Genomic DNA, 23,773 nt, shown 5'->3' with positions numbered 1-23,773 from the left:
GACGTCTGGAAACGCATTACGTCCTACCCCGAGAAGTTCGGGACGGTGTTGTAGAAGGCGAAACAGTCGGCCAGTTCCCGGGCGCAGACATGCGGCGGGCTATCGAAGACGACACCGCTCAGATGGATTCCCTCCGAGTCGCGGCTGCGCCAGACGACATGCCCCTCGAGCCGTGCCGGTCGCTGAGTGCGGTACGCTTCGAGATCGGCTGCAGGTTTGCGGATATGCAGTTCGAAGACTTCCCGGTCGGGTGTCTCGAGTGGCGCGCTCGAGCGCAGGCACAAGCCGCCGAGGCTGAAGTCGCGGGCGACGGCATCGATCGTCTTGTCGCCGATCGCCACTTCGACCTCCATGCTGTGGTCGATTCGCGGGAACTGGCGATTTTCGTGTTCGGCCCGCTGAGGTGTATGGATGCGCGAGAACTTGAAATAGGCCATCCGCGTCATCAAGAGCTCGACCGCGCGATACAGATCCTGGGTGATCGCGCCCGTGATGCCGACCTTCTCGTTGCTCTCCGCGAGCGTCCGGGCGAGGTTGGCCAGCCGCTCGTCGAGATGGGCGAGGGTCGTGATCTGATCGTGCACGATCCCGGCAATCTGCAGGTTGGCGCGGTCGGTTTCGCGCACTTCGCACACCATTTGCTCGATCGCGCTTGCCGTTCGCCTGGACTGCGCCTGCGAACCGCCCACGCTGACCACCACCTCGTTCATCGTTTCCTTGCATCGCTCGATCTGCGCTGCGAGCGTCGTGACGATGGCGGCGATTTCCCCGGTGGCCCCGGCCGTGCGCTCGGCGAGCTTGCGTACTTCGTCGGCGACGACGGCAAACCCCCGTCCCTGCTGGCCTGCGCGCGCGGCTTCGATGGCGGCGTTGAGCGCGAGCAGGTTGGTCTGCTCCGCGATGGCGGAGATGCTGGCGACGATCTTGTCGATCTCCTCCGCGGATCGGCCCAGTTCCGACATCTCGCGTTCCGCGCGATTCGCACGGTCGGCGGTGGCGGTCATCTCGTCGATATTCCGGCGTACGGCCTGGGTTCCGTCCTCGGCACGCGCCTCCGTCACCAGCGTTCGCGCCTGTACCTGTTCGGCGACCGTACGGACTTGGCCGGCGACGAGTCGCAGTTCTTCGGTCGCCTGATTCACGTCGGCGAATCGCGACAACTGCTCGCTCGTCGTGCGCGTGACCTTGGACGCCATGTTGGCGATCTGGAAGGTCGATTGGCCGATGTGCAGGTTCGTGTCGTCGACGCTGCGTACAACGCCGTTGAGGCGGCCGACCATCTCGGACAGGGCGCGGAGGATGTGGTCGCCTTTCCGGGTGACGACCGCCTCGGTGTCGAGCATCAGGTTCCCTTCGGCGACCTGGCGCACCAAGCCGTTCACCTGCGCGGGCTCGGCGCCCAATTGGCCGAGGATGCTCGCGTGAAGCCGCCAGAAGACGGTCACGACGAGGATCAGGATGGCGCCGAACACGCCCCCGACGAACAGGACGGTTTGACGAGCCTTCGCGCTGCCGCTCTCGCGGGACTTTTCGGCCAGTCCGTCGATTTCACCCGCCATGCCGTCCATGCGGGCAATCAACTTGACCACCTGGCCGAGGATTTCGTCGTCGTCCTCCGAAATCTTGGGGGCGGAAACGATGGCCGTGGCGTCCGTGCGCAACTGCGCCCATTCTTCCGCGAGCTTGGCGGTTTCGCTGCGCATCGGATCGTCAATCTGGCTGTCCGGCGCCATGCTCCGGTCGAGGATGCCGATCGTAGACTGCATGCGCGCGCGGACCGCGGGTGCGCCCGAGGTGCTGACCAACTGATGCACGTCCTTGATCAGCATCTGCAAGTACATCGCCTGGTTCGCGTGTCCGAGCGAGACGATGCCCGTGCGTTCGATGGTCTGGTAGCCGAACCAGGAAACGATCGTCGCGACCAGCACGAACAGGAAGGTCGCGCTTCCTGAAATCAGCATCTTGGAGCGGATGGTGCTGGCGCGGCTTGTCATGGCGGCTCAGTACTTGTTGACGACGGTCACGCCGTCCGCGGGACTGGTGACGTAGCCCACGGCGCCGGGCGTCTTGCGCACGAAATCGATGACTTCGAGGTCGCCCGACTTGACCGGCGGCGGGTTCAATCCTTCGCGGAAGGATTTCTTGGTCCAGACCGAGTTGTACTTGGTCGCATCGATCTGCAGCGCCTTCTTGAGGAACTGCTCCTGCGCCGGCCCGTTGTCGACGGGCGTCAGCTTCAGCGATCCGGCGAACTGCTTCGCTCCGAGAAAGATGTCCTGAACGTCCGCGCCGGTAATCTTGGCGTCAGGGTGGGCGATGACGATCAGGTCGGCGGCCGATGCGATCTGGGTCAGCAGGCAAACGGCACCCGCGGCGAGAATTGTGCGGAGGGTCATGTGAGCTTTTCCCGAGATGCGATTAGAAGCGGACCGAGTACTGCAGACGGGCTTCCGAGAAGCGGTCATCCGAGACGCCCGCGCCGAGGTCCTGATTGGTCGTGCGGTTGATCTCGGCTTTCAGCGCCGCCTTGGGGTTCAGGTCGTAGCGCACGCCGAGCGATGTCCGCCGGTAGGAGCGGCCGCTTTCCTGATTGGCGAAATAGCTGTCGGACTGATCGAGCGAGGTCTTCTCGTAACGCGCGTAGGGCGTGAATTCGCCGACCCGGTAGCCGATCTGCGTGTACCACGCGGTGCTCGTATGCCGCGGCCCGCCGCTCTCGTCGCGATCGTTGAAGCGATAGTATTCGCCGAGGATTTCCCAGTTGTCCGTGTCGTAGATGCCGAAGCCGCCGAAGGCCAGCATCTTCGAGCGGCTGTTTGTGTCTTCGTCGACGGTCACTTTCGACCGGATCGCATGCACGCCCAACGTGAGCCCTTCCGCGGCGCCCGCGAATTCGTAGCGCAGATTGCCGCCGACCGTGGAGGCGTAATGCGGCAGGCCCGCCATGCGCATGTTCAGGGCGCCACGCGCTTCACCATCTTCCTTGTCGACACCCGGTGCGTTGCCGAAGTAGGCGTCGTAGGCGACGTGGCCGTTGCCAGCGGGCACGGCCCCGGTCAGCCATGCGCCGGTGGTGTGCGCCGGCAGGATGCCGCCCTTGTCCTCGAAGTCGAGGAAACGCGGACGCGTGATCGAGGTCTGGATCTGTGCACCGTGGTGGTAGGCGGTGTTCCAGACGCCATAGGGGGTGTGGAAGCGCCCGACCCAGGCGGTCGCGGCGTCGCTGAACGTGTAGCCCATCTGGGCGCGCTCGAGGTCGGTCGCGAGACCGCCGCTCTCGTCGACTTCGAACACCAGCTCGAGCAGCGTCTTCACCCGGTCGCCGAACTGGGGCGTAAGGTAGAGATCCATCGTACCGACGTTGAAGCCGCTGCGGCCCTTGCCGTCGGTCGGATTGTCCTGGCCGGAGCGGATGAGGCCGACATCGGCGAAGCCGTGCACGGGAAGCCCTGCCGAGTCGCCGCGCGAACTCAAGCCGGTGCCGAGCTGCGCGACCTGCTGCTGCAGGGCTTCGATCTTCGCTTCCTGCACGGCCGGCGCGCTCTGGCCGCCGGCGGCGGCATTCCCGGTTGCCGCATTCTCGAGCTGGCTGACCTTCTTCTGCAACGCTTCGATCAGCTGCAGGCTGCGTTCGAGTTTGCTCTCGAGTTCTTTCAGTCTCGCCTCATCGCCGGCGTCGGCCGCCCAGGCGGTGCCGGACAAGGCGGCAAGCAGTACGGCGGAACTGGCAAAGGTGGCGAGGCGGAACGGGCGTGGATGATTCATTGGGTCAACCCTTGGTCGAGTTCGGGGAAAAGGGATGGGGAGACCGGCAAGGCGGTCGGAAGAGCGTCACAACGACTGCGGGCGCAGGGACGGCGTCGAGTGGGCGGCATCGGCCGGAGTCGCGTAAACCTCGACCCGGTTGCGTCCCAACTCCTTGGCGCGGTAGAGGGCGACGTCGGCCTGGTGGATCACTTCCTGCTCCGCGAGCGAGCCATCGACGGCGCAGGCTGCGCCCATGCTGATCGTCACCGTGAGTGCCTCGCCGCTGGCGAGGATGATTTCGCGGCTGCCGACGGCCCAGCGCAGGCGCTCGGCGACGAGGGCAACGGCGGCGAGATCGGAGTTCGGCAGCATCACCAGGAATTCTTCGCCGCCGTAACGTCCGAGCATGTCGTATTCGCGCAGGCCTTCCTGGATCCGGTTAGCGACTTCACGCAGCACTTCGTCGCCCACCGCATGGCCATAGCTGTCGTTGATCCTCTTGAAGTGATCGATGTCGGCCATGATGAAACCGATCCCGGGCCGCATGCCGGCAGTGGAGCTGCCGCGTCGCCAGCGATTGAATTCCTGCTTCACGCGGTCGGCGATATGCCGCCGGTTAAATAGGCCGGTCAGGTGGTCGCGCGTCGCGAGCTCGGCAAGGTTCGCGTTCGCGGCGATGATCTTTTCGGTGCCCCGTTTCATCGGGCGATACAGGCTGAACAGGCAGATCGCCAGCACCAGCGACAAGGCCCCGAGCGAGAGTGTGAGCACGCGGACGATCTCGTCCTGGGTGTCGCTCACATCGACGTACACTTCGAAGGCGCCGAGCGAATGACCGCGGGCGTCGAGAATCGGGTAATGCGACTCGATGACGAGCGTCGGTTCGGTCGGCAGCGCGTTGCCCAGCTCGCCCGGCTCCAGCTTGCCGCGAACCTCGGCGCGCGGTTTCCCGTGCTCGAGCACATCGTTCAGCGCCGTTGCGTCGGTCTCGGTGCGCCCGATTTCGGTGGGCACCGTCGAATAGACGACCCGGCGATCGGCGTCGAAGATCGCGAGTTTGGCGAGATTGAAGAACTTCAGATAGCGCCGCAGGTGGGCGTCCACCTGGCGCATGTCGTCCGGCGCGATCGCGATCCGCAGCGCGCCGTTCCCGTCCTCGGTGAGCAGGCTATCGACCTCGGCGCTCATCACCGCCTTCGCGATCCCGATGACGGCCGTCTCGGTCCGGTGCAGCATGGCCGAGCTGTATATCCAGTAGATGGCAGTCCCGGCGACGGCGAGAATCACCACGAAGGAGGTGACGACCAGAAAGTTGAACAACCGTAACAGCTGTTCCGGGTTGTCGTTTGCTGACGCCCGCGGCAACGTTCTATACGACATCGTGCCTCCCCGATTTTGTTACTGTTTATTATCACCAATGTCAGTGGGGACTTGGATTAATTCCGGTTCATGCTGCGGGCGAAAATGGCTTGCGCACCGGTCTTTCCGGCGATGCACCATGACGGGGCATCGTTTTCGTCGAGTGGAGCATAAGTCGAAGGGCATAGCCTCTATACCCGTCGTGGCGGCCAGGAAAAATGAGCGAAATCAAAAATGTTCAGATTCCGGCGAAAATGGCCCGCCGCTTGCTAGGTTATTGTCATGCGTATGTTTCTTGACGAATTCGTAGAGTCCCGGGCTGTCGTCGTATCGGAGCGGGAGGTATCGGAATGGCGTGCCGAGCTCGAACTGCATTTCGAGCGGCGGGATGTTCGCACCGTCTTGGTGCGCCGCAGCCACCGGGGACCGCTGCGTCTGCAGAAGGCGCTGTATCCGGAAGGCGAGGGTGTCTGCCATGGCATCGTGCTGCATCCGCCGGCGGGGATCGCCGGGGGCGATTCGCTGGCGATCGACGTGTCGGTCGGCGCCGGTGCGCATGCGCTGCTGACGACGCCGGGGGCCGGCAAGTGGTATCGCAGCGCGGGGGCGTCGGCGCAGCTCGCGCAACGCATCGCCGTCGCAGACCGCGGAATCTGCGAATGGCTGCCGCAGGAGAGCATCGTCTTCGACGGCGCCTGCGGGCGTCTCGAAACTGAAGTGGAACTCGCCGGCGACGCCTGCTTCGTCGGGGCCGAGATGCTGTGCTTCGGCCGCACCGGCTCGGGCGAACGCTTCCGCCGCGGCGAACTGGCGCTCGCGACCCGTATCCGGCGCGACGGCAAGCCGCTATGGTTGGAACGCGGGCGTATCGCCGGCGGCAGTCCACTGCTCGATTCGCCGGTCGGGCTGGCGGGGCAGCCGGTCGTCGGGAGCCTGCTGGTCGCGTCGCCCAAGTGCGACACGGCGCTGCGCGATCGCTGCCGCGAGATCGGGCCGGCGGTCGGGCAGGGCGCAGTCACGCTGCTGCCGGGACTCCTGGTCGCGCGCTGGTTGGGGCCGGCGTGCGAGCCGGGGCGCGAGTGGTTCATCCGTCTGTGGGACGCGATCCGGCCGGCGGTGGCCGGGCTGCCGATGCGCGTGCCGCGCATATGGAACACCTGAAAGAACACCTGAACGAGGACAACAAGAATGGAACTGACTCCACGCGAAAAGGACAAGCTGCTGCTGTTCACGGCCGGATTGCTCGCCGAGCGGCGCCGGGCGCGCGGCCTGAAGCTCAACTACCCGGAGGCGGTCGCGCTGATCTCCTGCGCAATCCTCGAAGGGGCGCGTGACGGCCGCACGGTCGCCGAGTTGATGAGCGAGGGCACGACGATCCTGACGCGCGAGGACGTGATGGAAGGGGTGCCGGAGATGATCCCGGAGATCCAGGTCGAGGCGACTTTTCCGGACGGCACGAAGCTCGTGACCGTGCATAACCCGATCGTCTGAGGGGCTTGGGGTGTGTCCTTTGTGGCTGCCCGCGACCGTCACGCCGGGAATTTGCTCCGCGGGCTGCGGAACTCGCGGTGCGGCGCGCTTCCGCGCCTGCGCTCAGACAGTCCTCGCTCGCTCCGCAAACACCCGGCATGCCGGTCGCTACGCCTGCCTTCCATGAACGATCTAATGGGCATTCAGGAGAAGACTGATGATTCCCGGTGAATACCTCGTCGCCGATGGCGAAATCGAACTCAACGACGGCCGCCCGACGCTGACGCTGAGCGTGACCAACACCGGCGACCGCCCGATCCAGGTCGGCTCGCACTACCACTTCGCCGAAACCAACGCGGCGCTCGCCTTCGACCGGGCGGCGGCACGCGGCTTCAGGCTCAACATCGCGGCCGGCACCGCGGTGCGTTTCGAGCCCGGGCAGTCGCGTACCGTCGAGCTCGTCGCGCTGGCGGGCGAGCGCAAGGTGTATGGCTTCAACGGCGACGTGATGGGGACTCTGTGATGAGCGTAAAGATCTCGCGCCGCGCGTATGCGGAAATGTTCGGCCCGACGGTTGGCGATCGCGTGCGGCTCGCCGACACCGAGCTGTGGATCGAAGTCGAGCGCGACTTCACGATCTACGGCGAGGAAGTGAAGTTCGGCGGCGGCAAGGTGATCCGCGATGGCATGGGGCAGGGGCAGAAGGTTGCGGCGGAGGTCGCCGACACCGTGATCACCAACGCGCTGATCGTCGACCACTGGGGCATCGTCAAGGCCGACGTCGCGATCAAGGACGGCCGCGTCAATGGCATCGGCAAGGCCGGCAACCCCGACATCCAGCCCGGCGTGACGATCGCGATCGGGGCCGGCACCGAGATCATCGCCGGCGAAGGCATGATCCTGACGGCCGGCGGCATCGACAGCCACATCCACTGGATCTGCCCGCAGCAGATCGACGAAGCGCTGATGAGCGGCGTGACGACGATGCTGGGCGGCGGCACAGGCCCCGCGACCGGCACCTTCGCGACGACCTGCACGCCGGGGCCGTGGCACCTCCACCGCATGCTGCAGGCGGCCGACGCCTTCCCGATGAACCTCGGCTTCTTCGGCAAGGGCAACGCGAGCTTGCCCGAGCCCTTGCGCGAACAGGTCGCGGCGGGTGCGATCGGACTCAAGCTGCACGAGGACTGGGGCACGACGCCGGCCGCGATCGACAACTGCCTGACCGTCGCCGACGAGATGGACGTCCAGGTCGCGATCCACACCGACACGCTCAACGAGTCGGGCTTCGTCGAGACGACGCTCGCCGCCTTCAAGGGCCGCACGATCCACACCTTCCACACCGAAGGGGCGGGCGGCGGCCACGCGCCGGACATCATCCGCGCGGTCGGCCAGGCGAACGTGCTGCCGTCGTCGACGAACCCGACGCGCCCCTACACGGTGAACACCATCGACGAGCATCTCGACATGCTGATGGTGTGCCACCATCTCGACCCGGCGATCGCCGAGGACGTCGCCTTCGCCGAGTCGCGCATCCGCCGCGAGACGATCGCGGCCGAGGACATCCTGCACGACACCGGCGCGTTCTCGATGATGTCGTCCGATTCGCAGGCGATGGGCCGCGTCGGCGAGGTCGTGATCCGCACCTGGCAGACGGCGCACAAGATGAAGGTCCAGCGTGGGCCGCTGCCCGAGGATTCGCCGCACAACGACAACTTCCGCGTGAAGCGCTACGTCGCCAAATACACGATCAATCCGGCGATCACGCACGGCATTGCGCACGTCGTCGGCTCGATCGAGGTCGGCAAGCTCGCGGACTTGGTGCTGTGGAAACCGGCCTTCTTCGGCGTGAAGCCCTCGCTGATCCTCAAGGGCGGCATGATCGCCGCGGCGGCGATGGGTGATGCCAACGCGTCGATTCCGACGCCACAGCCGGTGCATTACCGGCCGATGTTCGGCGCTTTCGCGGGCGGGCTGAAGACTTCGGTGACTTTCGTGTCGCAGGCGGCGTTGGCGAATCCGGCGGTCGCGGCCTTGGGCCTCGCGAAGCCCTTGGAGGCGGTGCGCGGCTGCCGCAGCGTGACCAAGGCCGACATGATCCACAACGGCGCGACGCCGGTGATCGATGTCGATCCCGAGACCTATGTCGTGCGCGCCGATGGCGAGCTGCTGACCTGTGAGCCCGCGGACGTGCTGCCGATGGCGCAACGTTACTTCCTGTTCTGAGAGGTTTGCGATGGCAGAGAACCATTCCACTGCGCCGGCGAAGACGATGCTGCTCCTCGAAGCGCTGTACGAGGGCTCCGAGCCCGCGACCGAACGCCTGCAGCTCGATTTTTCTTATCGCACGAAGAGCCGCCTGCGCGCGAAGCTCGCTTCGGGCGAGGAGGTCGGGATGTTCCTGCCGCGCGGCACGATCCTGCGCGGCGGGCAGAAGCTCGTCGGCAACGACGGGCGCATCGTCGAGGTCGTCGCGGCGCCGGAGGATTTGTTGGAGGCGCGCTGTGTGGATGCGCTGGGGCTCGCGCGGACGGCCTACCATCTGGGCAACCGTCATGTTGCGGTCGAGGTCGGGTCGGATGCGGCGGGGGGATGGCTGCGGATCCAGGCAGATCATGTGCTGGAAGGGATGCTGGTCGGGCTTGGGGCGAGGGTTTCCGCGCTATGTGCGCCTTTCGAGCCGGAGGCGGGGGCTTATGCACACGGGCACCAGCATCCGGGGGATGGGAGTGGGGCGCGGATTCACATGATGGGCGGGGCGTGATCGTGGCCGTGCTGCTGCGGATGCGGCTTCCCGGAAAACCGCCCCCCGCCGGGGGATGTTCCGCGCCTCGTTCGACGCGTGGCGGAGGCCTCGGTGCGAAACATCCCCCGTCGGGGGGCTGCGCCGTTCGTGGCTGCTTGGCCGTGCTGTTGGGGAGGGCCGTGTCATGCTGCCACTGATTCGCCTGCTGCAGCTCGCGAGTCCCGTGCTGCCGGTCGGCGCTTATACGTACTCGCAGGGTCTGGAGTGGGCGGTCGAGTCGGGGGCGGTGCGGGACGAGGCGGCCGCGGCGCGCTGGATCGGGGATCTCCTCGAATGGAACCTGGCGCGCTTCGAGGCGCCGCTCGTCGCGGAGCTGATTCGTGCCTGGGACGAGGAGGAGGATGCCAAGGTCGCCGCGCTCAATGCCGATTTCCTCGCGAGTCGCGAGACTGATGAACTGCGCGCCGAGACGGTGCAGATGGGCTATTCGCTCGTGCGGCTGCTCGCCGATCTTGACGCCTTCGCGGCGCTGCCGGGCCGGCGGGCGCGGCTGCTGGCGGTGGAGACGCCTTCTTTCCCCGCAGCGTGGAGTGCGGCGGCCGCGGCGTGGGGGATTCCCGTCGACATGGCCTTGCCGGCCTACTTGTGGGCCTGGCTCGAAAACCAGGTGATGGCGGCCGTGAAGGCGGTGCCGCTCGGGCAATCTGCGGGCCAGCGGCTGCTCGCGACGCTCGGCGCGCGCATCCCAACGCTGGCGGTGCAGGCCGCCGCGCTGCCGGAAGGCGAATGGAGCAACTTCACGCCCGGCCTCGCGCTCGCGAGCAGCCGGCACGAAACCCAATACACGAGGCTTTTCAGATCATGACTTCGAGCGCATCCCAACCTTTGCGCGTGGGCATCGGCGGGCCGGTCGGCTCGGGCAAGACGGCGCTGACGCTGGCACTGTGCCGCGCGCTGCGCGAACGCTACGACATCGCGGTCGTCACGAACGACATCTACACCGCCGAGGACGCGCAGTTCCTCGTGCGCAACGAGGCGCTCGAACCCGAGCGCATCATCGGTGTCGAGACCGGCGGCTGCCCGCACACGGCAATCCGCGAGGACGCGTCGATCAACCTGGAGGCGGTCGACCGCCTGATCCGGCGCTTCCCGGGCGTCGAGATCATCTTCGTCGAATCCGGCGGCGACAACCTCGCGGCGACTTTCTCGCCGGAGCTGTCGGACCTGACGCTCTACGTGATCGACGTGTCGGCGGGCGACAAGATCCCGCGCAAGGGCGGGCCCGGCATCACCCGCAGCGATCTCCTCGTGATCAACAAGATCGACCTCGCGCCGCTGGTCGGCGCGAGCCTCGAAGTGATGGACCGCGACGCGAAAAAGATGCGCGGCGAGCGGCCCTTCATCTTCAGCAACCTGAAGACGGGGCAGGGGCTCGCCGAGATCATCGAGTTCATCGAGCGCCAGGGGCTGCTGCGTGGCCCGTCGAAGACGGCAACAGGGGTGGAAAGTGAGGTGGCAACTCAGGTGGCAACTCAGGTGGAAAATAAGTGACCGCCCCGACGCCAAGTTGGAAGACCGCTGACCGGCGACGCATGATGCCGTCCGTCCCGGCGCGCATGCGCAGGCCTTGCGGGTCTTGGCACGCATCTTGATTGCTCTTCTACCGTCAACCATCGTCCAATCAGCCATATCAAGGATATCGTCATGAGCTTCCGTCGTCGTCTTCCGATCGCACTGGTCCTCTCCGTCGCGGCCGGGTCCGCCATGGCGCACGGCGGTCACGGCGAACACAGCTTCTTCGCCGGCTTCGCGCACCCGATCGGCGGCATCGACCACCTGCTGGCGATGCTGGCGGTCGGTCTGTTCGCGGCGCGTCAGCGCGGCGCGCTTCGTTGGGCGCTGCCGGTCAGCTTCGTCGTCGCGATGATCGGGGGCGCGCTGCTTGCGGCGTCCGGCCTGGTATTGCCGAACGTCGAAACGGGTGTGGCGGCATCCCTTCTCGTGTTCGGCCTGCTGATCGCCTTCGTCGCGAAGCTGCCGCCCGGGGCCGCTCTGCCGCTGGTCGCGGCGTTCGCGCTCTTCCACGGCCACGCGCATGAGGTCGAGTCGGGCCACGCATCGATGCTGATGTATGCGGCCGGTTTCGTGTCGGCGAGCCTCATGCTTCATGGCGCGGGCTTCCTGCTGGCGCGCTGGATGCCGGATTCGGCGGTGGGCCGTGCCGCGCAGCGCGTCCTCGGCAGCCTGATCGCCGGCACCGGCCTCGTGCTGCTCGCGAGCTGATTGCGCTTCGTCGCATGCGTTCGGGCGCGACGGGTCGTAGAAACCAGTCCTCAATCATGGTTTTCGACATGCAAGGGTCGGCATGACCGCGGAAAACGCGGATAATTACGGTTTGCGCCCGCACCGGGCTGATTTGAGGACGTAACCGTGAGCCGTCTGCAGAACGACACCTTCCTGCGCGCCCTGCTGCGCCAGCCGACCGAATACACGCCGCTGTGGCTGATGCGCCAGGCCGGCCGCTACCTGCCCGAGTATTGCGAGACCCGCAAGCGCGCAGGCAGCTTCCTGAACCTGTGCAAGAGCCCGACGATGGCCTGCGAGGTCACGCTGCAGCCGCTCGCCCGCTACAACCTCGATGCTGCGATCCTGTTCTCCGACATCCTCACCGTGCCCGACGCGATGGGCCTCGGCCTGTACTTCGCCGAAGGCGAGGGCCCGCGCTTCGAGCGCCCGCTGCGCGACGAATGGGAGATCCGCAACCTCGCGATCCCCGATCCGCACGCCGAGCTGCAATACGTGATGGACGCCGTCGCCGAGATCCGCCGTGCGTTGAATGGCAGCGTGCCGCTGATCGGTTTCTCCGGCAGCCCGTGGACGCTCGCCTGCTACATGGTCGAAGGTGGCTCGTCCGACGATTACCGCAAGGTCAAGGCGATGGCCTACTCGCGCCCCGACCTGCTGCACCACGTCCTGTCCGTGACGGCCGACTCCGTCGTCGCCTACCTCAACGCGCAGATCGAATCCGGCGCGCAGGCCGTGATGGTGTTCGACTCCTGGGGCGGCGTGCTGTCGGAAGCCGCCTACCACGAGTTCTCGCTGCCCTACCTCAAGCGCGTCGTCGATGGCTTGATCAAGGAGCGCGAAGGCGAGCGCGTGCCGAACATCGTGTTCACCAAGGGCGGCGGCCTGTGGATCGAGAACATCGCCGGCATCGGCTGCGACGCCGTCGGCCTCGACTGGACGATGGACATCGGCCGCGCGCGCAAGCTCGTCGGTGACAAGGTCGCCCTGCAGGGCAACCTCGACCCGAACGTGCTGTTCGCGCCGCCGGAAGCGATCGCCCGCGAAGCCAAGCGCGTGCTCGATTCCTTCGGCAACCACCCCGGCCACGTCTTCAACCTCGGCCATGGCATTTCGCAGTTCACGCCGCCCGAGTCGGTCTCCGTGCTGGTCGACACCGTCCACGAGCACAGCCGCAAGATCCGCAGCGGCAACTGACCGGACTTTCCCGTCATCGAACCCCGGCGGCCGGCGCGATGCGCCCCGCCGGGGTTCTGTTTTTCACTGACCGGATTGGCACCGATCCGGTGCAGCCGAGTTCAAAGAGATTGACTGACGATGTCTTGTCAAGCAGAAAAACTTGCTTTGTCAGCTTGACTTATGCACACCGAGCAGTTCCGAGGGTGTCATGATGCACGGGAGTGGGGGTTATTCACCTAGATAAATAAGCCATTGAAAAAAAAGGAAAAAATTTTCGCCCATTGTTAAGGCAATGTGACAGAAAGCCTGTGCCCACGCTGGGTTTGGCACTTTTCACCCACCCTATCAACAAAGTTATCCACAGGAATTGTGGACAAGCAGCGGAAGGGTTTTGCGGCAAAGATTTAACCGAATTTCCCAGGTATCGGCTTAACAAACATCGCTAAGTTTCTGATACAAAACAGGTTCCAGTTAAACGTCGAAATCCCGGATGGCCATCGTTCGCGTCGCGCTCCCCGTTCCGTTGCCGCAACTCTTTGATTACACGTCACAAGACGTATGCGAAGAAGATGTCGGACGCTGCGTTCGGGTACCCTTCGGCAAGGGTGAAAAGAGTGGGGTGATCGTCGCCCTGCCGGCCGATTCGGATGTCGCCCCCGCACGCCTCAAAGCGGTGTGCCACATCCAGCGCGAAGTCGCGCCGCTGCCTGCGGACTGGTTGGAACTGGTCGGATTCGTCGCCCGCTACTACCACGCCCCGCCCGGCGAGGTCATCGCCTTGGCGCTGCCGCCGGGGCTGCGCCGGGCCGACGCGGTCAGCGACCGGGAAAGCGATCCGCTGCTCGACCTCACGCCGGAAGGCCATGCGGCGCTCGCCGAAACGCGCCGCGCGAGCCGCGCCTTGTCGCTGCTCGCACAGTTGCGCGATGCCGGCGTGATCCGCCGTAGCGTTGCGCGCGAACTGCCGGACGGTGGCGCCCTCGCGGACGCGCTGCGCCGCGGCTGGATCGAGCCGGTGCGCGCCGCGAGCCCGGCCACGCCGGCGGCGAACCAGCCCGAACTGACCGAAGGCCAGCGCGCGGCGGTCGATACCATTTCCGCCGAACCCGCCGGCTTCGTGTCCTGGCTGCTGCAGGGCGTCACCGGCAGCGGGAAGACCGAGGTCTATTTGCGCCTTGCCGCGCGGGCACTCGCGGCCGGACAGCAGGTGCTGATGCTGGTGCCCGAGATCGCGCTGACGCCGCAGCTCGAATCGCGCGTCGCGAACCGCTTTCCCGCCGCCTGCGTCGTGAGCCTGCACTCGGGGCTCGCCGAAGGGGCGCGTTCGCGCGGCTTCGTGCAGGCCCTCGAAGGGCGGGCGGACATCGTGCTCGGCACGCGGCTCTCGGTGTTCGCGCCGCTGCCGCGCCTCGGGTTGATCCTCGTCGACGAGGAGCACGACGCCTCGTACAAGCAGCAGGAAGGCGTGCGCTACTCGGCACGCGACGTCGCCGTGTGGCGGGCGAGGCAGCGCGGCGTACCGGTCGTGCTCGGCTCGGCGACGCCCTCGCTCGAAAGCTGGCATCACGCGCGCGCCGAGCGCTATCGCAGCCTGCGGCTCGATGCCCGCGCGGTCGCGAGCACGCTGCCCAAGGTCCGCCGCATCGACACGCGCCGCATGAAACTCGACGAGGGCCTGAGTCCGCAGTTGAAGACCGCGATCGGCGAACGCGTCGCCCGCGGCGAGCAGAGCCTCGTCTTCCTCAACCGCCGCGGCTACGCGCCGGTGCTGTCCTGCCCGTCCTGCGGCTGGGTGAGCCGCTGCCCGCACTGCTCAGCGAACCTCGTCGTGCATCTCGCGGACCGGCGTCTGCGCTGCCACCACTGCGGCTGCGATACCGAGGTGCCGCGCAGCTGCCCCGTTTGCGGCAACCAGGACATCCAGCCCTTCGGCCGCGGCACGCAGCGCATCGAGGCGCGGCTTGCCGAGCTCTTCCCGGACGCCCGCGTGCTGCGCGTCGACCGCGACTCCGCGCGTACCCGCAACCAGTGGGAGGAGATGCTCGCGCAGATCGCCAACGGCGAGGCGGACATCCTCGTCGGCACGCAGATGATGGCGAAGGGCCACGATTTCCCCAAGCTCACGCTGGTCGGTGTGATCGGTGCGGACGCTTCGCTCCATGCAGCGGACTTCCGCGCGCCCGAGCGCCTCTTCCAGCAGCTGATGCAGGTCGGCGGACGGGCAGGGCGGGCGCACCTGCCGGGCGAAGTGCTGATCCAGACCGAGTACCCGGAGCATCCGCTGTACCGCTGCCTCGTAAAGCACGATTTCGACGCCTTCGCGGCGAGCGCGCTCGACGAGCGCCGGGCCGCGGGCTTTCCGCCCTTCACCTACCAAGCGATGCTGCGCGCCGACGCACCGATGCTGCAGGACGCGATGGACTTCCTCGCCCACGCGCGCCGTCTCGCGCAGGACATGGCGCCGGCGGGCATCCGCGTGTTCGACGCGGTGCCGATGCGCCTGACGCGGCTCGCGCGGCGCGAGCGGGCGCAACTGCTCGTCGAGGCCGACGAACGTCCGCTGCTGCAGGGATTTCTCGGGCGCTGGATCGAGATCCTGCGCGCGCAACGCACCGGGCGCGAGCTGCGCTGGCAGCTGGACGTCGATCCGCTGGAGGTGTGAGCGCGAGCCTCAGCTGCCCGCGGGATGGCTCTCCAGCCACGCGGCGCGCTCGGCGAGCCGCTGCGCCTTGTCGGGCGCAAGCCCGGCTGCCGCGGCCATTGCGCGCAGCTTTGCGGGTTCGGGACGGTGCTCCAGCGTCGCGCGCCAGTAAGTCGCGACGCTGAGATCCGGGTTGGGGCGCTCGACGAGTTCGATCGCGTCGCCGGGCGCGATCGCGCCCCCTTCGCGGACGCGGTAGTACCAGCCGGTGATCCCCTCGTGCGCGACGAACAGCGATGCCCCTTCGGCGTCGAGCCGGTGGTCGATCTTCCAGCACGGGCTGCGCGGCTGGCTCAGCTGCAGCAGCGCGCTGCCGACGCGGAACACGTCGCCGATGCACACCGTCTCCTCGGTCCAGCCGCGGGTCGACAGGTTCTCGCCCAGCGTGCCCGGCTGCAGCATGACCGCGCGGTGGGGAAAGCGCTGCGCGAGGCGCGTGTAATGCTCGGCGGGGTAGTGGTGCACCGCCTTCTCGCTGCCCCCATGGACGCGCCGGTCGCCCTGGAAGTCGCCGACGAGCCCCTCGGCGCCGACGCCAACGGGCCTGTCGATGGGGCTCTTGTATATGCCGGTCATCTGCCCTTCCGGGGGCAGCGGGCGCAGGGCGCCGATGAAGAGTTGGTCGAGATGCGAAATCATAGGGAGTTCTCCGTGCCCTGCGGCCACAGCCAGGCGGCGCCGCGCACGCCCGACGCGTCTCCATGCAGGCTCGGCACGAGCCGGGTGACGATGGAATCCGAAAAGACGTGCGGCGCCCAACGTTGCGGCACGTTGCGGTAGAGCCGTTCGAGCCGCGAGAGACCGCCGCCGAGCACGATCACGTCCGGGTCGAGCACGTTGATGATGCCGGCGAGTCCGCGCGCGAGCCGCGCCTCGTAGCGCTGCAGCGTCGCCTCGCAGCCCGCGTCGCCCGCGTCCGCCCCTTGCGCGATCGCTTCCGCGCTCATCCTGCGGCCGGTGTGTTTCTGGTGGTCGGCGCTCATGCCCGGGCCCGACAACCAGGTCTCGATGCAGCCGCGCCGGCCGCAGTAGCAGCCGGGCGCCGGCCAGTCGTCGTCCGGCGCCGGCGGCAGCGGATTGTGGCCCCATTCCCCGGCGATTGCGTTCGCGCCCTGCAGCAGCTGTCCGCGCACGACGATGCCGCCGCCGACCCCGGTGCCGAGGATCACGGCGAACACGACGTCCGCCCCCGCGCCGGCGCCGTCGGTCGCCTCCGACACGGCGAGGCAGTTCGCGTCGTTGGCGGTGCGCACCTCGCGCCCGAGCCGCGCCGAGAGATCCTCGGCCAGCGGCCGGCCGTTGAGGCAGGTCGAGTTCGCATTGCGCATGTGCCCGGTGAGCGGTGAGCGCGAACCTGGGGTGCCGATGCCGACCGTGGCCCGTGCATCCAGCGCCGCCTCCGCCTCATGGACGAGGCCGACGAGGGTATCGACGGTCGCCGGATAGTTGCCCTGCGGCGTCGCGATCCGCCGCCGCAAGCACTCCCGCCCGCCGGCGTCCAGCGCGACGAGTTCGATCTTGGTGCCGCCGAGGTCGATGCCGATGCGAAACATGGGAGCGCGGGGCCGGTGCGAGTGAATGTCGATTATGCCTGAGGCGGGGTGGGCAGCGGCTTCACGTGCCCGGCCGCTCGAAGCTTGCCGCGAGTTCGGCGATGCGCTCGCGCAAGTCCTCGACTGCGGCGAACACATACGCGTTGCCCGCCTTGAAGCGTTGCAGCAGTCCCAAGGACTCCAGCGCGAGCAGATCGCTGCGGGCGGTCTGGTACACGACGCCGTGCGTGCGCTGGTGGCTGTCGATGCGGTATTCCTCGCCCGGGTGGCGCAGCGCGTGAGTGAGCAGGGCGATCTGGCGGTGGTTGAGGCGGCTGCGCAGCGATCCGGCGAGGAGCCGTTCAGTCTGGCGCTGCTCGCTCGACGTGCGGGCGAGGTAGTCGTGCAGCGCGGCGATTGCGTGGCGGATGGTGTCGAGCTGGTGGATCGCGAAGTAGCTGGTGTCGTTGTCGTCGGTCTCGGTGTGGAGGTAGGCACGGACGTATTTCGACGGCGCCTGGCGCAGGAAATGCGAGATCGAGATGAATTCGACCAGCCAGTAGCGGCTGCGCGCCATCGCCCAGTAGAAAAGGGCGCGTGCGGTGCGTCCGTTGCCGTCGGCGAAGGGATGGTCGTAGCCGAGCATGAAGTGCAGCAGGATCGCGCTCAGCACGGGGTGGACGTAAGGGCTCGCGTCTTCGGCCTGGTTCGCGAAGGCGCACAGGCGTTCGAGGCGCTCGGGCAGCTCCCGCCAGCGCGGCGGCTGGTGGAGCAGGGTGTTGTCGCGCACCTCGCGTACCGTGACCTCGTCGTCGCGGCGCAGGCGGCCGGCGTCGGCGGGGTCATCGAGCGTGTTTTCGGTGACGATGCGGTGCAGTTCGAGCACCTGCGCCGGCGTGATCGCTTCGTCTCGCCGCTCGCGGATCATCTCCATCGCGCGGAAGTTGTTGAAGATCATCCGCTCGCTCGCGTCCCGCGGCCGGCGGCCCTCGCGCAGCATCTGTTCGGCGACGCGGCGGGTCGTCGAGGCGCCTTCGAGCTGGCTGGACGTGATCGCCTCCTCGATCAGCGAGTGCATCAGGTAGCGGTCGCGATGTTCGCCGTGCATCGGGCTGGCGGTCGCGATCTGGCCGGCGGCGTCGCGGTCGATGTGGTGCAGGTGGATCTGGATCGGCTCGGGCACGCCGAGGACGAAAGGCTGGCCGTCGCGGTCGAGCAGCGGCAGCGTCTTGTACAGCCCCTGGCGGGCAAGCTTGATGCGCACCCACCAGTGTTCGTGCGTGAGCCCGGCCGGCGGTTCGCGATGTCGCAGTTCGTCCCAGTGCAGATAGCGCCCGTCGACCAGCGGAGACGGTGGTTCCGGGCGGTTGAACAGCGCGGCGAGGTCCGCCGGTGCGAGGCCGGCGAGCAAGGCGGTGAGGTCCGGCGGGGTGAGTGGCAGGTGCATCCGTCTACTAATTTGCGGGTAGTTTAGTAGTCATTGCCAGCGTAGGGGAGATGAATGCCAATGTCTACTAATTTGATATTAATTTAGTAGGCTTTGACGCCAGCCAGCTCACTCGACCCACGCGAATTCGGCCGTGAAGTGGCGCAAGTACTTCGGCTGCTTCGTGATGCGCACGCCGCGGATCTCGGCGGCTTTCGCCTTGACCTCGGCGATCACCTCGGCCGCGTAGTCGAAGTGCGACTGGGTGTACATCCGGCGCGGGAAGGCGAGGCGCAGGAGTTCCATCTTGTGGAAAGTTTCGGTGCCGTCGTCGAGGCGCTTGCCGAACATCACCGAGCCGACCTCCACGCCCCGGATGCCGCCTTCGAGGTACAAGGCATTGCCGAGCGCCCACGCCGGATAGTGCTCGACCGGCATGTGGGGCAGCACGGTGCGCGCATCGAGATACACCGCATGCCCGCCGGTCGGGCGGACGAAGCCGACGCCCGCCGCGTCGAGCTTCTCGCCCAGGTATTCGGCGGTGCGCAGCCGGTAGCGCAGGTAGTCCTCGTCGAGCCCTTCCTCGAGCCCGACCGCCATCGCCTCGAGGTCGCGCCCCGCCAGGCCGCCGTAGGTCGGGAAGCCTTCCATCATGATCAGGTTGTTGCGGATGTCGTCGAGCCAGCGGTCGTCGCGCAGCGCAATGAAGCCGCCGATGTTGACCATGCCATCCTTCTTGGCGCTCATCGTGCAGCCGTCGGCGTAGGACAGCATTTCGGCCACGATGTCCGCGATGCGCGCGTGCTCGTACCCGGGCTCGCGCATCTTGATGAACATCGCGTTTTCGGCGAAGCGGCAGATGTCGATGATCAGCGGTTTGCCGTACTGCTTGAGCAGCCTGGCATAGGCGCGGATATTGGCGAGCGACACCGGCTGGCCGCCGCCCGTGTTGTTGGTGACGGTGATCATGCCGAAGGGGATGCGGTGGGCTTCGGCCTTGAGCACGGCCTCGACGCGTGCGAGGTCGATGTTGCCCTTGAACGGATGCAGGAGATTCGGCTGCAGTCCTTCGGCAATCACGAGGTCGAGCGCCTCGACGCCGAGGTATTCCAGGTTCGCGCGCGTGGTGTCGAAGTGGCAGTTGTTGGGGACGAGCTCGCCCTTCTTGCAGGCCGCCATGAACAGCACCTTTTCGGCCGCCCGGCCCTGGTGGGTCGGCACGAAATGCTCCATCCCCGTGATCTGCCGGACCACGTTCTGCACGCGGTAGAAGCTGCGGGCACCCGCGTAGCTCTCGTCGCCCAGCATGATCGCGCTCCACTGGCGCGACGACATGGCGCCGGTCCCCGAGTCGGTCAGCCAGTCGATGAGCACGTCGTCCGCGTGCAACTGGAAGACGTTGAGTCTGGCTTCGTCGAGCAGCTGCACCCGTTCGGCGCGGCTCGTCATGCGGATCGGCTCCACGCTCTTGATGCGGAAGGGTTCGATCTGGGTTCTGGGCATCGCCTTGCTCCTCGTCTTGGTTCCTGTGAGGGGCAACGCTAGCACCGCGAAAATCGGCGTGGTGTCGCTTATTTGCAACGCGTGAGAATATTCCGGCAATGCACGCATTGCGCAGAAAGACGGTGGTCGGCCCCCCGTTTCCGACCTATTGTTGGAAGAGGAAGTGAGGCTGCAAGCGCGGCGGACCTGTCGCAGGGGTTGGCTGCGCGACGGAGGCAATCATGAGCTCAGCAAACGACTATGGCATCCACTACTGGTGCGTGACGGGCGACGGCGAACCGGTCTTCGTCTACGCGGACAGGCTCGAGATCACGTCCTGCGGCGCACTCGTCGCATGGGGCGGTTATCGCAAGGAAGGTGCGCGCGCCGACAGCGAACAACAGCTCTGGGCTGCGGCGCCCGGCCAGTGGAAGGCGTTCTTTGCCGCCAGTCTCGTCGATAGACGGCCGGTGGCGGTGGAAGCGGCGACGTGAATCACCGCCGCGCGAGCTTCACCACTTGGGCCTGCATCAGGTTTTCCATCGCGGCGCGACGCTCCGTCGCGATACTGCGACTCCGGTCGCCTGTAAAGACGCCGCTCGTGGATCGGCCGGTGCCGGGTCATCGAGCCAGCACTTGTGCATCGACGTACACCCAGGCTTCTTCTCCCGAAGTGAGCGGCGCGAGAACGCGCTTGTAGGCGGCAACCTCATATTTGTCGGCGTGCTCGAGTTCGGTCTGCGTGACATCGAACACCGTTCCGGCGACTCGGTCATGCTGGACGCCGGTGAAGCCGACGATCGGGTGGTGAGTCTTTCCGCTTGTCTTTACGACTTCAGGATCGTCAATGGCGATCATCGAAAGCGAGTACCCGACCAACTCGGCGGACCTCCCGGAGAGCAATCTACCGAAGGTTGCCTGTTGAACGTTCTCTTGTTGCAGGGTGCCGTAGGAAAAGAGAAGTGGCATGAGCTTATGTCCTGTGTGAGCGGCGAAGAATGTATCCAGTGTGCATGGAGGCGGACGGGGTCGCAAGCTGCTCCCAGGCGCATCACCAAACATGGCGACACCTGCCTGCGAAGACTGTATGAATTTGAGCAAAGCAATTTGCTAAACAATGTGTTTGGGCAAATATGTCCTTGAGCGTGGTCAATGATCGCGGCTGCTTGTGGCGATAGGATCGGGCCCTCTACTCCGGGGGAGTTGCTCTCCTGGCCACAACAAAGGAGATTCCTTGCAATGAAAGCATCCGTGATCGTCGCCGCCTCGTTGACCGTCTTGCTGGCCGCCTGTGGGCAGAAGGAGAGCGCAGCGCCGGCAGCGGCTCCTGCTGCAAGTGCGCCGGCGCCTGCCGCCGCAGCGCCTGCCGCGGCGAATTCGGCCGGCAGTGGCGTGTTCAACAAGGTCTGCTCGCTCTGTCACGCAGCGGGCGTCGGCGGTGCCCCGAAAGTGGGCGACAAGGCCGACTGGGGGCCGCGCATCGCGCAGGGCAAGGATGTGCTCTACAAGCACGCGCTCGAAGGTTTCACCGGCCAGAAGGGCATGATGCCGGCGCGCGGTGCCAGTGCTGCATTGACGGATGATGAAGTGAAGGCGGCGGTCGACTACATGGTGTCGAAGGCGGAGTGAGGCTTTAGCGCCAGCTCGCCGCAGCAAGAAGGGGAGCACGCACGTCGGGGGAAAGGGCTGAGCCTTTCCCCCGACGTGTCTGTCCTGACATTAAAGATTAGACAGGTCTTGCGTCAGGTCATCCGTAGCATCTTCCACGGTGTCTTCCGCCATATCGTAGAAATTCCCGCCGAACCCGCCGATTCTCTTTGTGTTGGTCTCTGTCGTACTGGCGACAACGGTTCCAGTCGCCTGGTCGATGCCTTCGATGTAGGCCTCGATCGTTCCTTTGCCAGCACCGAACATGCCGGCAACCGAGCGGATGGCCCGGTTGCCCGGGTCGTATGTGACCTTCACGTTGATCGCGATCAGTCCGTCCCCCGTTTCCGGATTTTCAGGAAGGACGGTAAATCCCTCCTCCTGAAGTTTTCCTTTGATGAGTGAGGGGATTCTGCTTTCGAAATTCCTCTTATCCCTCAATCTCCTGTCGTCAGGATTGTCGTCAAGCAAGGTGACGGAAACATTGGCGATATAGGCCAGCTTGTATTTCTTCTGATGAGGTGCTGCCTCTGCGCTGACTTGCTTGCTTGGACTGGAACCGCAGGAAATCAGCAACGTGGCAAGCGACAAGAAAATGAGAGCCCGAATAATCGATCTAAACATGGTTGATAGCAGAGAGATTGAGTGAGGCCCGATGGCGGCTATAGCAGTCGGCACATTGCCGCCCGAGCAGGCTGCGGAAGGCGAATGGCATGGAATGACAGAATCGGCGCGTGCTGTTACCTCTTGAGGTCGTCTGCCACTGTTGATGCGATTTCCCTGGCCGCGCCGGCCAATGCAAGGCCTGTCTTTGTAGGATCTGCCATGAGGGCATCAAAGTTGCCGAACGTTTCCGTGGGCGGGGAATATCGCCAGCCCTCTGCCTTGGGCTGCCAACCTGCAGCATGAAAGCCGCGGTAGAGCTGTTCCTTCCTGTCCTTTCCAAGGAGCGTGATAATGGCCGTGACGGTCGGCAGATAGTCGCTCGTGACACCAGTAGCGATGAATCCGACCATCGTCGGCGTCACCACCAGTACCGCGTCTGCGCTTGAAGTGATTTTGTCGAACTCAAGCTTGAATTTGCCGTCATTCTCTTCCCAAGGACCGTCTTCCACTCTCGCATCAAATCCCCGGCGCTGAAGTTGCCCCGCGATACCTTCAGCCAAGGCGTCTGCGGTTTGTGCCGGCGCCTTCTCTTTGATGGCCTTGGTAAGTCGCTCCTGTTTGCTGCTTTGATCGGCGGCAGCCACCAAACCGCCCACCAGACCAAATGCGATTCCCGGATGCCCGAAATTCATCACCGTATAGGTCTTGGGTTCTGGGGCGCGAATGACCGCGACGGTCTTCACATCTGCCAGCGCGCCCGGAGAAGTATCGATTTTTCTGACAGGCCCGGCGCATCCGGTCACGACAAGGATGGCTGCAATTAAGAAGAACTGCCTGATGGCGGAGATCATGTTACGTTCCTGATGGAGGGAAGGAGGCATAGGTCGCTGGGGCTCACTTCTCAACGATCTTTTCCGTAGCAGGCTCCCCTGTCTCGGCATCTTCGATCCAGACCGCGGAACCTCCCTTCCTCAATTCACCCTTGACGACGTACTTGCCGTTGGGCTTCGGGGAAAAGTCCACGGTTCCTTCTACCGAGTAGAACGTTCCGGCCAGCTGGCTTGCGATCGCATGGATCGGCGCCGCCGTCGTGTGACTGGCCCTCAATGTTGCCTTCATTGGCTCAGCGGGAACCTGGCGGTCGGAAATTACGATCGTCAGCGCGAACCCCTGGCCGTGGCTCGCGTTCGCAGAAGCCCAAAAACTGTTCATGATGCGGTGGTCATTGATTTCGGTCAGCGCGAAGAGTTGTGCCTTTGAGCCGCCTTCGGAATATCCGTTTTCGGAGTAACCGCTATCGGTGACCTTTGCGACTGCCCCGGTATATCCCTCGGGAACAGGCTTGTAAGTCGCACAGCCGAACAGATTGGCGACTAGAAAAAGCAGGAAGACTCTTCTCACTTGTTATTCTCGTGACAGATGGCAGATCGTCGTACGGAGCGCATTGCCGGGCACTTCGCGCGACGCGACATGACAGTTAAGTCATTGATACGAATTGTAACATTCGGCCACGCCACTGGCATAGCGACAAAATATCGCCATTGCCTCTGTTGGATGTCGGCGGGATTCAATGG

Annotated in this window: 24 protein-coding genes; 12 read left to right on the top strand and 12 right to left on the bottom strand. The window is 65.5% G+C overall.

Translation table 11 applies throughout. The features are described 5' to 3' along the window. Positions 1 to 23: 23 nt before the first annotated feature. The 4 genes from AZKH_RS22765 to AZKH_RS26460 form a co-directional block, all read right to left on the bottom strand. On the bottom strand, positions 24 to 1,994 hold the full coding sequence (locus AZKH_RS22765) for a methyl-accepting chemotaxis protein (RefSeq protein ID WP_015438166.1): 1,971 nt from the start codon (positions 1,992 to 1,994) through the stop codon (positions 24 to 26). Positions 1,995 to 2,000: 6 nt separating this feature from the next. After that, positions 2,001 to 2,396: a hypothetical protein gene (locus AZKH_RS22760; RefSeq protein ID WP_015438165.1), complete on the bottom strand. Its 396-nt coding sequence runs from the start codon at positions 2,394 to 2,396 to the stop codon at positions 2,001 to 2,003. A gap of 22 nt (positions 2,397 to 2,418) precedes the next feature. Further along, a complete protein-coding gene (locus tag AZKH_RS22755) occupies positions 2,419 to 3,765 on the bottom strand; it encodes an outer membrane beta-barrel protein (protein WP_015438164.1) in 1,347 nt (448 codons plus the stop codon). Positions 3,766 to 3,831: 66 nt separating this feature from the next. Further along, positions 3,832 to 5,127, bottom strand: a complete 1,296-nt coding sequence (locus AZKH_RS26460; protein WP_015438163.1) for a diguanylate cyclase — start codon at positions 5,125 to 5,127, stop codon at positions 3,832 to 3,834. Between the two features lie 267 nt (positions 5,128 to 5,394). Here AZKH_RS26460 and AZKH_RS22745 point away from each other — a divergent pair, with 267 nt between their 5' ends. The 10 genes from AZKH_RS22745 (at position 5,395) to AZKH_RS22700 (ending at position 15,467) form a co-directional block, all read left to right on the top strand. Continuing rightward, positions 5,395 to 6,267, top strand: a complete 873-nt coding sequence (locus tag AZKH_RS22745; protein WP_015438161.1) for an urease accessory protein UreD — start codon at positions 5,395 to 5,397, stop codon at positions 6,265 to 6,267. 27 nt (positions 6,268 to 6,294) lie between these two features. Continuing rightward, the gene (gene ureA / locus AZKH_RS22740; RefSeq protein ID WP_015438160.1) at positions 6,295 to 6,597 is read left to right on the top strand and encodes an urease subunit gamma; all 303 of its coding nucleotides are present in this window, start codon (positions 6,295 to 6,297) and stop codon (positions 6,595 to 6,597) included. Between the two features lie 196 nt (positions 6,598 to 6,793). Then, a complete protein-coding gene (locus AZKH_RS22735; RefSeq protein ID WP_015438159.1) occupies positions 6,794 to 7,099 on the top strand; it encodes an urease subunit beta in 306 nt (101 codons plus the stop codon). After that, complete coding sequence (gene ureC, locus AZKH_RS22730; protein ID WP_015438158.1) at positions 7,099 to 8,802, top strand: urease subunit alpha; 1,704 nt, start codon at positions 7,099 to 7,101, stop codon at positions 8,800 to 8,802. Before AZKH_RS22735 ends, ureC begins: the two co-directional genes overlap by 1 nt. Before the next feature lie 10 nt (positions 8,803 to 8,812). Beyond that, positions 8,813 to 9,340: an urease accessory protein UreE gene (gene ureE, locus AZKH_RS22725; protein WP_015438157.1), complete on the top strand. Its 528-nt coding sequence runs from the start codon at positions 8,813 to 8,815 to the stop codon at positions 9,338 to 9,340. A gap of 166 nt (positions 9,341 to 9,506) precedes the next feature. Then, positions 9,507 to 10,187, top strand: a complete 681-nt coding sequence (locus AZKH_RS22720) for an urease accessory protein UreF (protein ID WP_015438156.1) — start codon at positions 9,507 to 9,509, stop codon at positions 10,185 to 10,187. Further along, the gene (gene ureG, locus AZKH_RS22715) at positions 10,184 to 10,873 is read left to right on the top strand and encodes an urease accessory protein UreG (RefSeq protein WP_041656503.1); all 690 of its coding nucleotides are present in this window, start codon (positions 10,184 to 10,186) and stop codon (positions 10,871 to 10,873) included. Before AZKH_RS22720 ends, ureG begins: the two co-directional genes overlap by 4 nt. A gap of 153 nt (positions 10,874 to 11,026) precedes the next feature. Next, entirely contained in the window at positions 11,027 to 11,605 is a 579-nt protein-coding gene (locus AZKH_RS22710) for a HupE/UreJ family protein (RefSeq protein ID WP_015438154.1), read from the top strand. A gap of 147 nt (positions 11,606 to 11,752) precedes the next feature. After that, positions 11,753 to 12,823, top strand: coding sequence for a uroporphyrinogen decarboxylase (gene hemE, locus AZKH_RS22705; protein WP_015438153.1), 1,071 nt, complete (start codon positions 11,753 to 11,755; stop codon positions 12,821 to 12,823). Positions 12,824 to 13,295: 472 nt separating this feature from the next. Further along, positions 13,296 to 15,467: a primosomal protein N' gene (locus AZKH_RS22700; protein ID WP_041656501.1), complete on the top strand. Its 2,172-nt coding sequence runs from the start codon at positions 13,296 to 13,298 to the stop codon at positions 15,465 to 15,467. A 9-nt stretch (positions 15,468 to 15,476) separates the two neighbouring features. Here the strand turns inward: AZKH_RS22700 and AZKH_RS22695 are convergent, their stop codons facing one another. The 4 genes from AZKH_RS22695 to AZKH_RS22680 all read right to left on the bottom strand — a co-directional run bounded on the left by AZKH_RS22695 (position 15,477) and on the right by AZKH_RS22680 (position 19,967). Next, positions 15,477 to 16,145, bottom strand: coding sequence for an MOSC domain-containing protein (locus AZKH_RS22695; protein WP_015438151.1), 669 nt, complete (start codon positions 16,143 to 16,145; stop codon positions 15,477 to 15,479). Beyond that, positions 16,142 to 17,059: an ROK family protein gene (locus tag AZKH_RS22690; RefSeq protein WP_015438150.1), complete on the bottom strand. Its 918-nt coding sequence runs from the start codon at positions 17,057 to 17,059 to the stop codon at positions 16,142 to 16,144. Before AZKH_RS22690 ends, AZKH_RS22695 begins: the two co-directional genes overlap by 4 nt. Before the next feature lie 61 nt (positions 17,060 to 17,120). Then, positions 17,121 to 18,485, bottom strand: a complete 1,365-nt coding sequence (locus tag AZKH_RS22685; protein WP_015438149.1) for a Fic family protein — start codon at positions 18,483 to 18,485, stop codon at positions 17,121 to 17,123. 108 nt (positions 18,486 to 18,593) lie between these two features. After that, entirely contained in the window at positions 18,594 to 19,967 is a 1,374-nt protein-coding gene (locus AZKH_RS22680; protein WP_015438148.1) for a tryptophanase, read from the bottom strand. 221 nt (positions 19,968 to 20,188) lie between these two features. Here AZKH_RS22680 and AZKH_RS22675 point away from each other — a divergent pair, with 221 nt between their 5' ends. Beyond that, positions 20,189 to 20,440, top strand: a complete 252-nt coding sequence (locus AZKH_RS22675; protein WP_015438147.1) for a hypothetical protein — start codon at positions 20,189 to 20,191, stop codon at positions 20,438 to 20,440. A gap of 127 nt (positions 20,441 to 20,567) precedes the next feature. Here the strand turns inward: AZKH_RS22675 and AZKH_RS22670 are convergent, their stop codons facing one another. After that, the gene (locus tag AZKH_RS22670; RefSeq protein ID WP_015438146.1) at positions 20,568 to 20,915 is read right to left on the bottom strand and encodes a gamma-glutamylcyclotransferase family protein; all 348 of its coding nucleotides are present in this window, start codon (positions 20,913 to 20,915) and stop codon (positions 20,568 to 20,570) included. A gap of 270 nt (positions 20,916 to 21,185) precedes the next feature. Here AZKH_RS22670 and AZKH_RS22665 point away from each other — a divergent pair, with 270 nt between their 5' ends. Then, on the top strand, positions 21,186 to 21,575 hold the full coding sequence (locus AZKH_RS22665) for a cytochrome c5 family protein (RefSeq protein ID WP_015438145.1): 390 nt from the start codon (positions 21,186 to 21,188) through the stop codon (positions 21,573 to 21,575). Positions 21,576 to 21,665: 90 nt separating this feature from the next. Here the strand turns inward: AZKH_RS22665 and AZKH_RS22660 are convergent, their stop codons facing one another. From AZKH_RS22660 to AZKH_RS22650, 3 genes are all read right to left on the bottom strand, one after another. Continuing rightward, on the bottom strand, positions 21,666 to 22,217 hold the full coding sequence (locus AZKH_RS22660) for a DUF4410 domain-containing protein (RefSeq protein ID WP_015438144.1): 552 nt from the start codon (positions 22,215 to 22,217) through the stop codon (positions 21,666 to 21,668). A 116-nt stretch (positions 22,218 to 22,333) separates the two neighbouring features. Then, entirely contained in the window at positions 22,334 to 23,050 is a 717-nt protein-coding gene (locus AZKH_RS22655; RefSeq protein WP_015438143.1) for a hypothetical protein, read from the bottom strand. 43 nt (positions 23,051 to 23,093) lie between these two features. Further along, on the bottom strand, positions 23,094 to 23,600 hold the full coding sequence (locus AZKH_RS22650; protein ID WP_015438142.1) for a hypothetical protein: 507 nt from the start codon (positions 23,598 to 23,600) through the stop codon (positions 23,094 to 23,096). Between the last annotated feature and the right edge of the window lie 173 nt (positions 23,601 to 23,773).

Origin of the sequence: Azoarcus sp. KH32C (assembly GCF_000349945.1) — a bacterium.
In the GTDB taxonomy this organism is placed as follows: Bacteria; Pseudomonadota; Gammaproteobacteria; order Burkholderiales; family Rhodocyclaceae; genus Aromatoleum.
Note: the sequence above shows the minus strand (reverse complement) of the source record. Positions and strands in the feature narration are given on the sequence as shown.

Coding starts and splice junctions, on each gene's coding strand:
- AZKH_RS22670 (WP_015438146.1), bottom strand. CDS start 20,915: ATGCCACTTCTCTTTTCCTACGGCACCCTGCAACAAGAGAACGTTCAA.
- AZKH_RS22695 (WP_015438151.1), bottom strand. CDS start 16,145: ATGATTTCGCATCTCGACCAACTCTTCATCGGCGCCCTGCGCCCGCTG.
- AZKH_RS22700 (WP_041656501.1), top strand. CDS start 13,296: ATGGCCATCGTTCGCGTCGCGCTCCCCGTTCCGTTGCCGCAACTCTTT.
- AZKH_RS22720 (WP_015438156.1), top strand. CDS start 9,507: ATGCTGCCACTGATTCGCCTGCTGCAGCTCGCGAGTCCCGTGCTGCCG.
- AZKH_RS22755 (WP_015438164.1), bottom strand. CDS start 3,765: ATGAATCATCCACGCCCGTTCCGCCTCGCCACCTTTGCCAGTTCCGCC.
- AZKH_RS22660 (WP_015438144.1), bottom strand. CDS start 22,217: ATGTTTAGATCGATTATTCGGGCTCTCATTTTCTTGTCGCTTGCCACG.
- AZKH_RS22675 (WP_015438147.1), top strand. CDS start 20,189: ATGAGCTCAGCAAACGACTATGGCATCCACTACTGGTGCGTGACGGGC.
- AZKH_RS22685 (WP_015438149.1), bottom strand. CDS start 18,485: ATGCACCTGCCACTCACCCCGCCGGACCTCACCGCCTTGCTCGCCGGC.
- AZKH_RS26460 (WP_015438163.1), bottom strand. CDS start 5,127: ATGTCGTATAGAACGTTGCCGCGGGCGTCAGCAAACGACAACCCGGAA.
- AZKH_RS22655 (WP_015438143.1), bottom strand. CDS start 23,050: ATGATCTCCGCCATCAGGCAGTTCTTCTTAATTGCAGCCATCCTTGTC.
- ureC (WP_015438158.1), top strand. CDS start 7,099: ATGAGCGTAAAGATCTCGCGCCGCGCGTATGCGGAAATGTTCGGCCCG.
- AZKH_RS22760 (WP_015438165.1), bottom strand. CDS start 2,396: ATGACCCTCCGCACAATTCTCGCCGCGGGTGCCGTTTGCCTGCTGACC.
- AZKH_RS22745 (WP_015438161.1), top strand. CDS start 5,395: ATGTTTCTTGACGAATTCGTAGAGTCCCGGGCTGTCGTCGTATCGGAG.
- AZKH_RS22710 (WP_015438154.1), top strand. CDS start 11,027: ATGAGCTTCCGTCGTCGTCTTCCGATCGCACTGGTCCTCTCCGTCGCG.
- AZKH_RS22735 (WP_015438159.1), top strand. CDS start 6,794: ATGATTCCCGGTGAATACCTCGTCGCCGATGGCGAAATCGAACTCAAC.
- ureG (WP_041656503.1), top strand. CDS start 10,184: ATGACTTCGAGCGCATCCCAACCTTTGCGCGTGGGCATCGGCGGGCCG.
- ureE (WP_015438157.1), top strand. CDS start 8,813: ATGGCAGAGAACCATTCCACTGCGCCGGCGAAGACGATGCTGCTCCTC.
- AZKH_RS22690 (WP_015438150.1), bottom strand. CDS start 17,059: ATGTTTCGCATCGGCATCGACCTCGGCGGCACCAAGATCGAACTCGTC.
- AZKH_RS22765 (WP_015438166.1), bottom strand. CDS start 1,994: ATGACAAGCCGCGCCAGCACCATCCGCTCCAAGATGCTGATTTCAGGA.
- AZKH_RS22665 (WP_015438145.1), top strand. CDS start 21,186: ATGAAAGCATCCGTGATCGTCGCCGCCTCGTTGACCGTCTTGCTGGCC.
- AZKH_RS22680 (WP_015438148.1), bottom strand. CDS start 19,967: ATGCCCAGAACCCAGATCGAACCCTTCCGCATCAAGAGCGTGGAGCCG.
- ureA (WP_015438160.1), top strand. CDS start 6,295: ATGGAACTGACTCCACGCGAAAAGGACAAGCTGCTGCTGTTCACGGCC.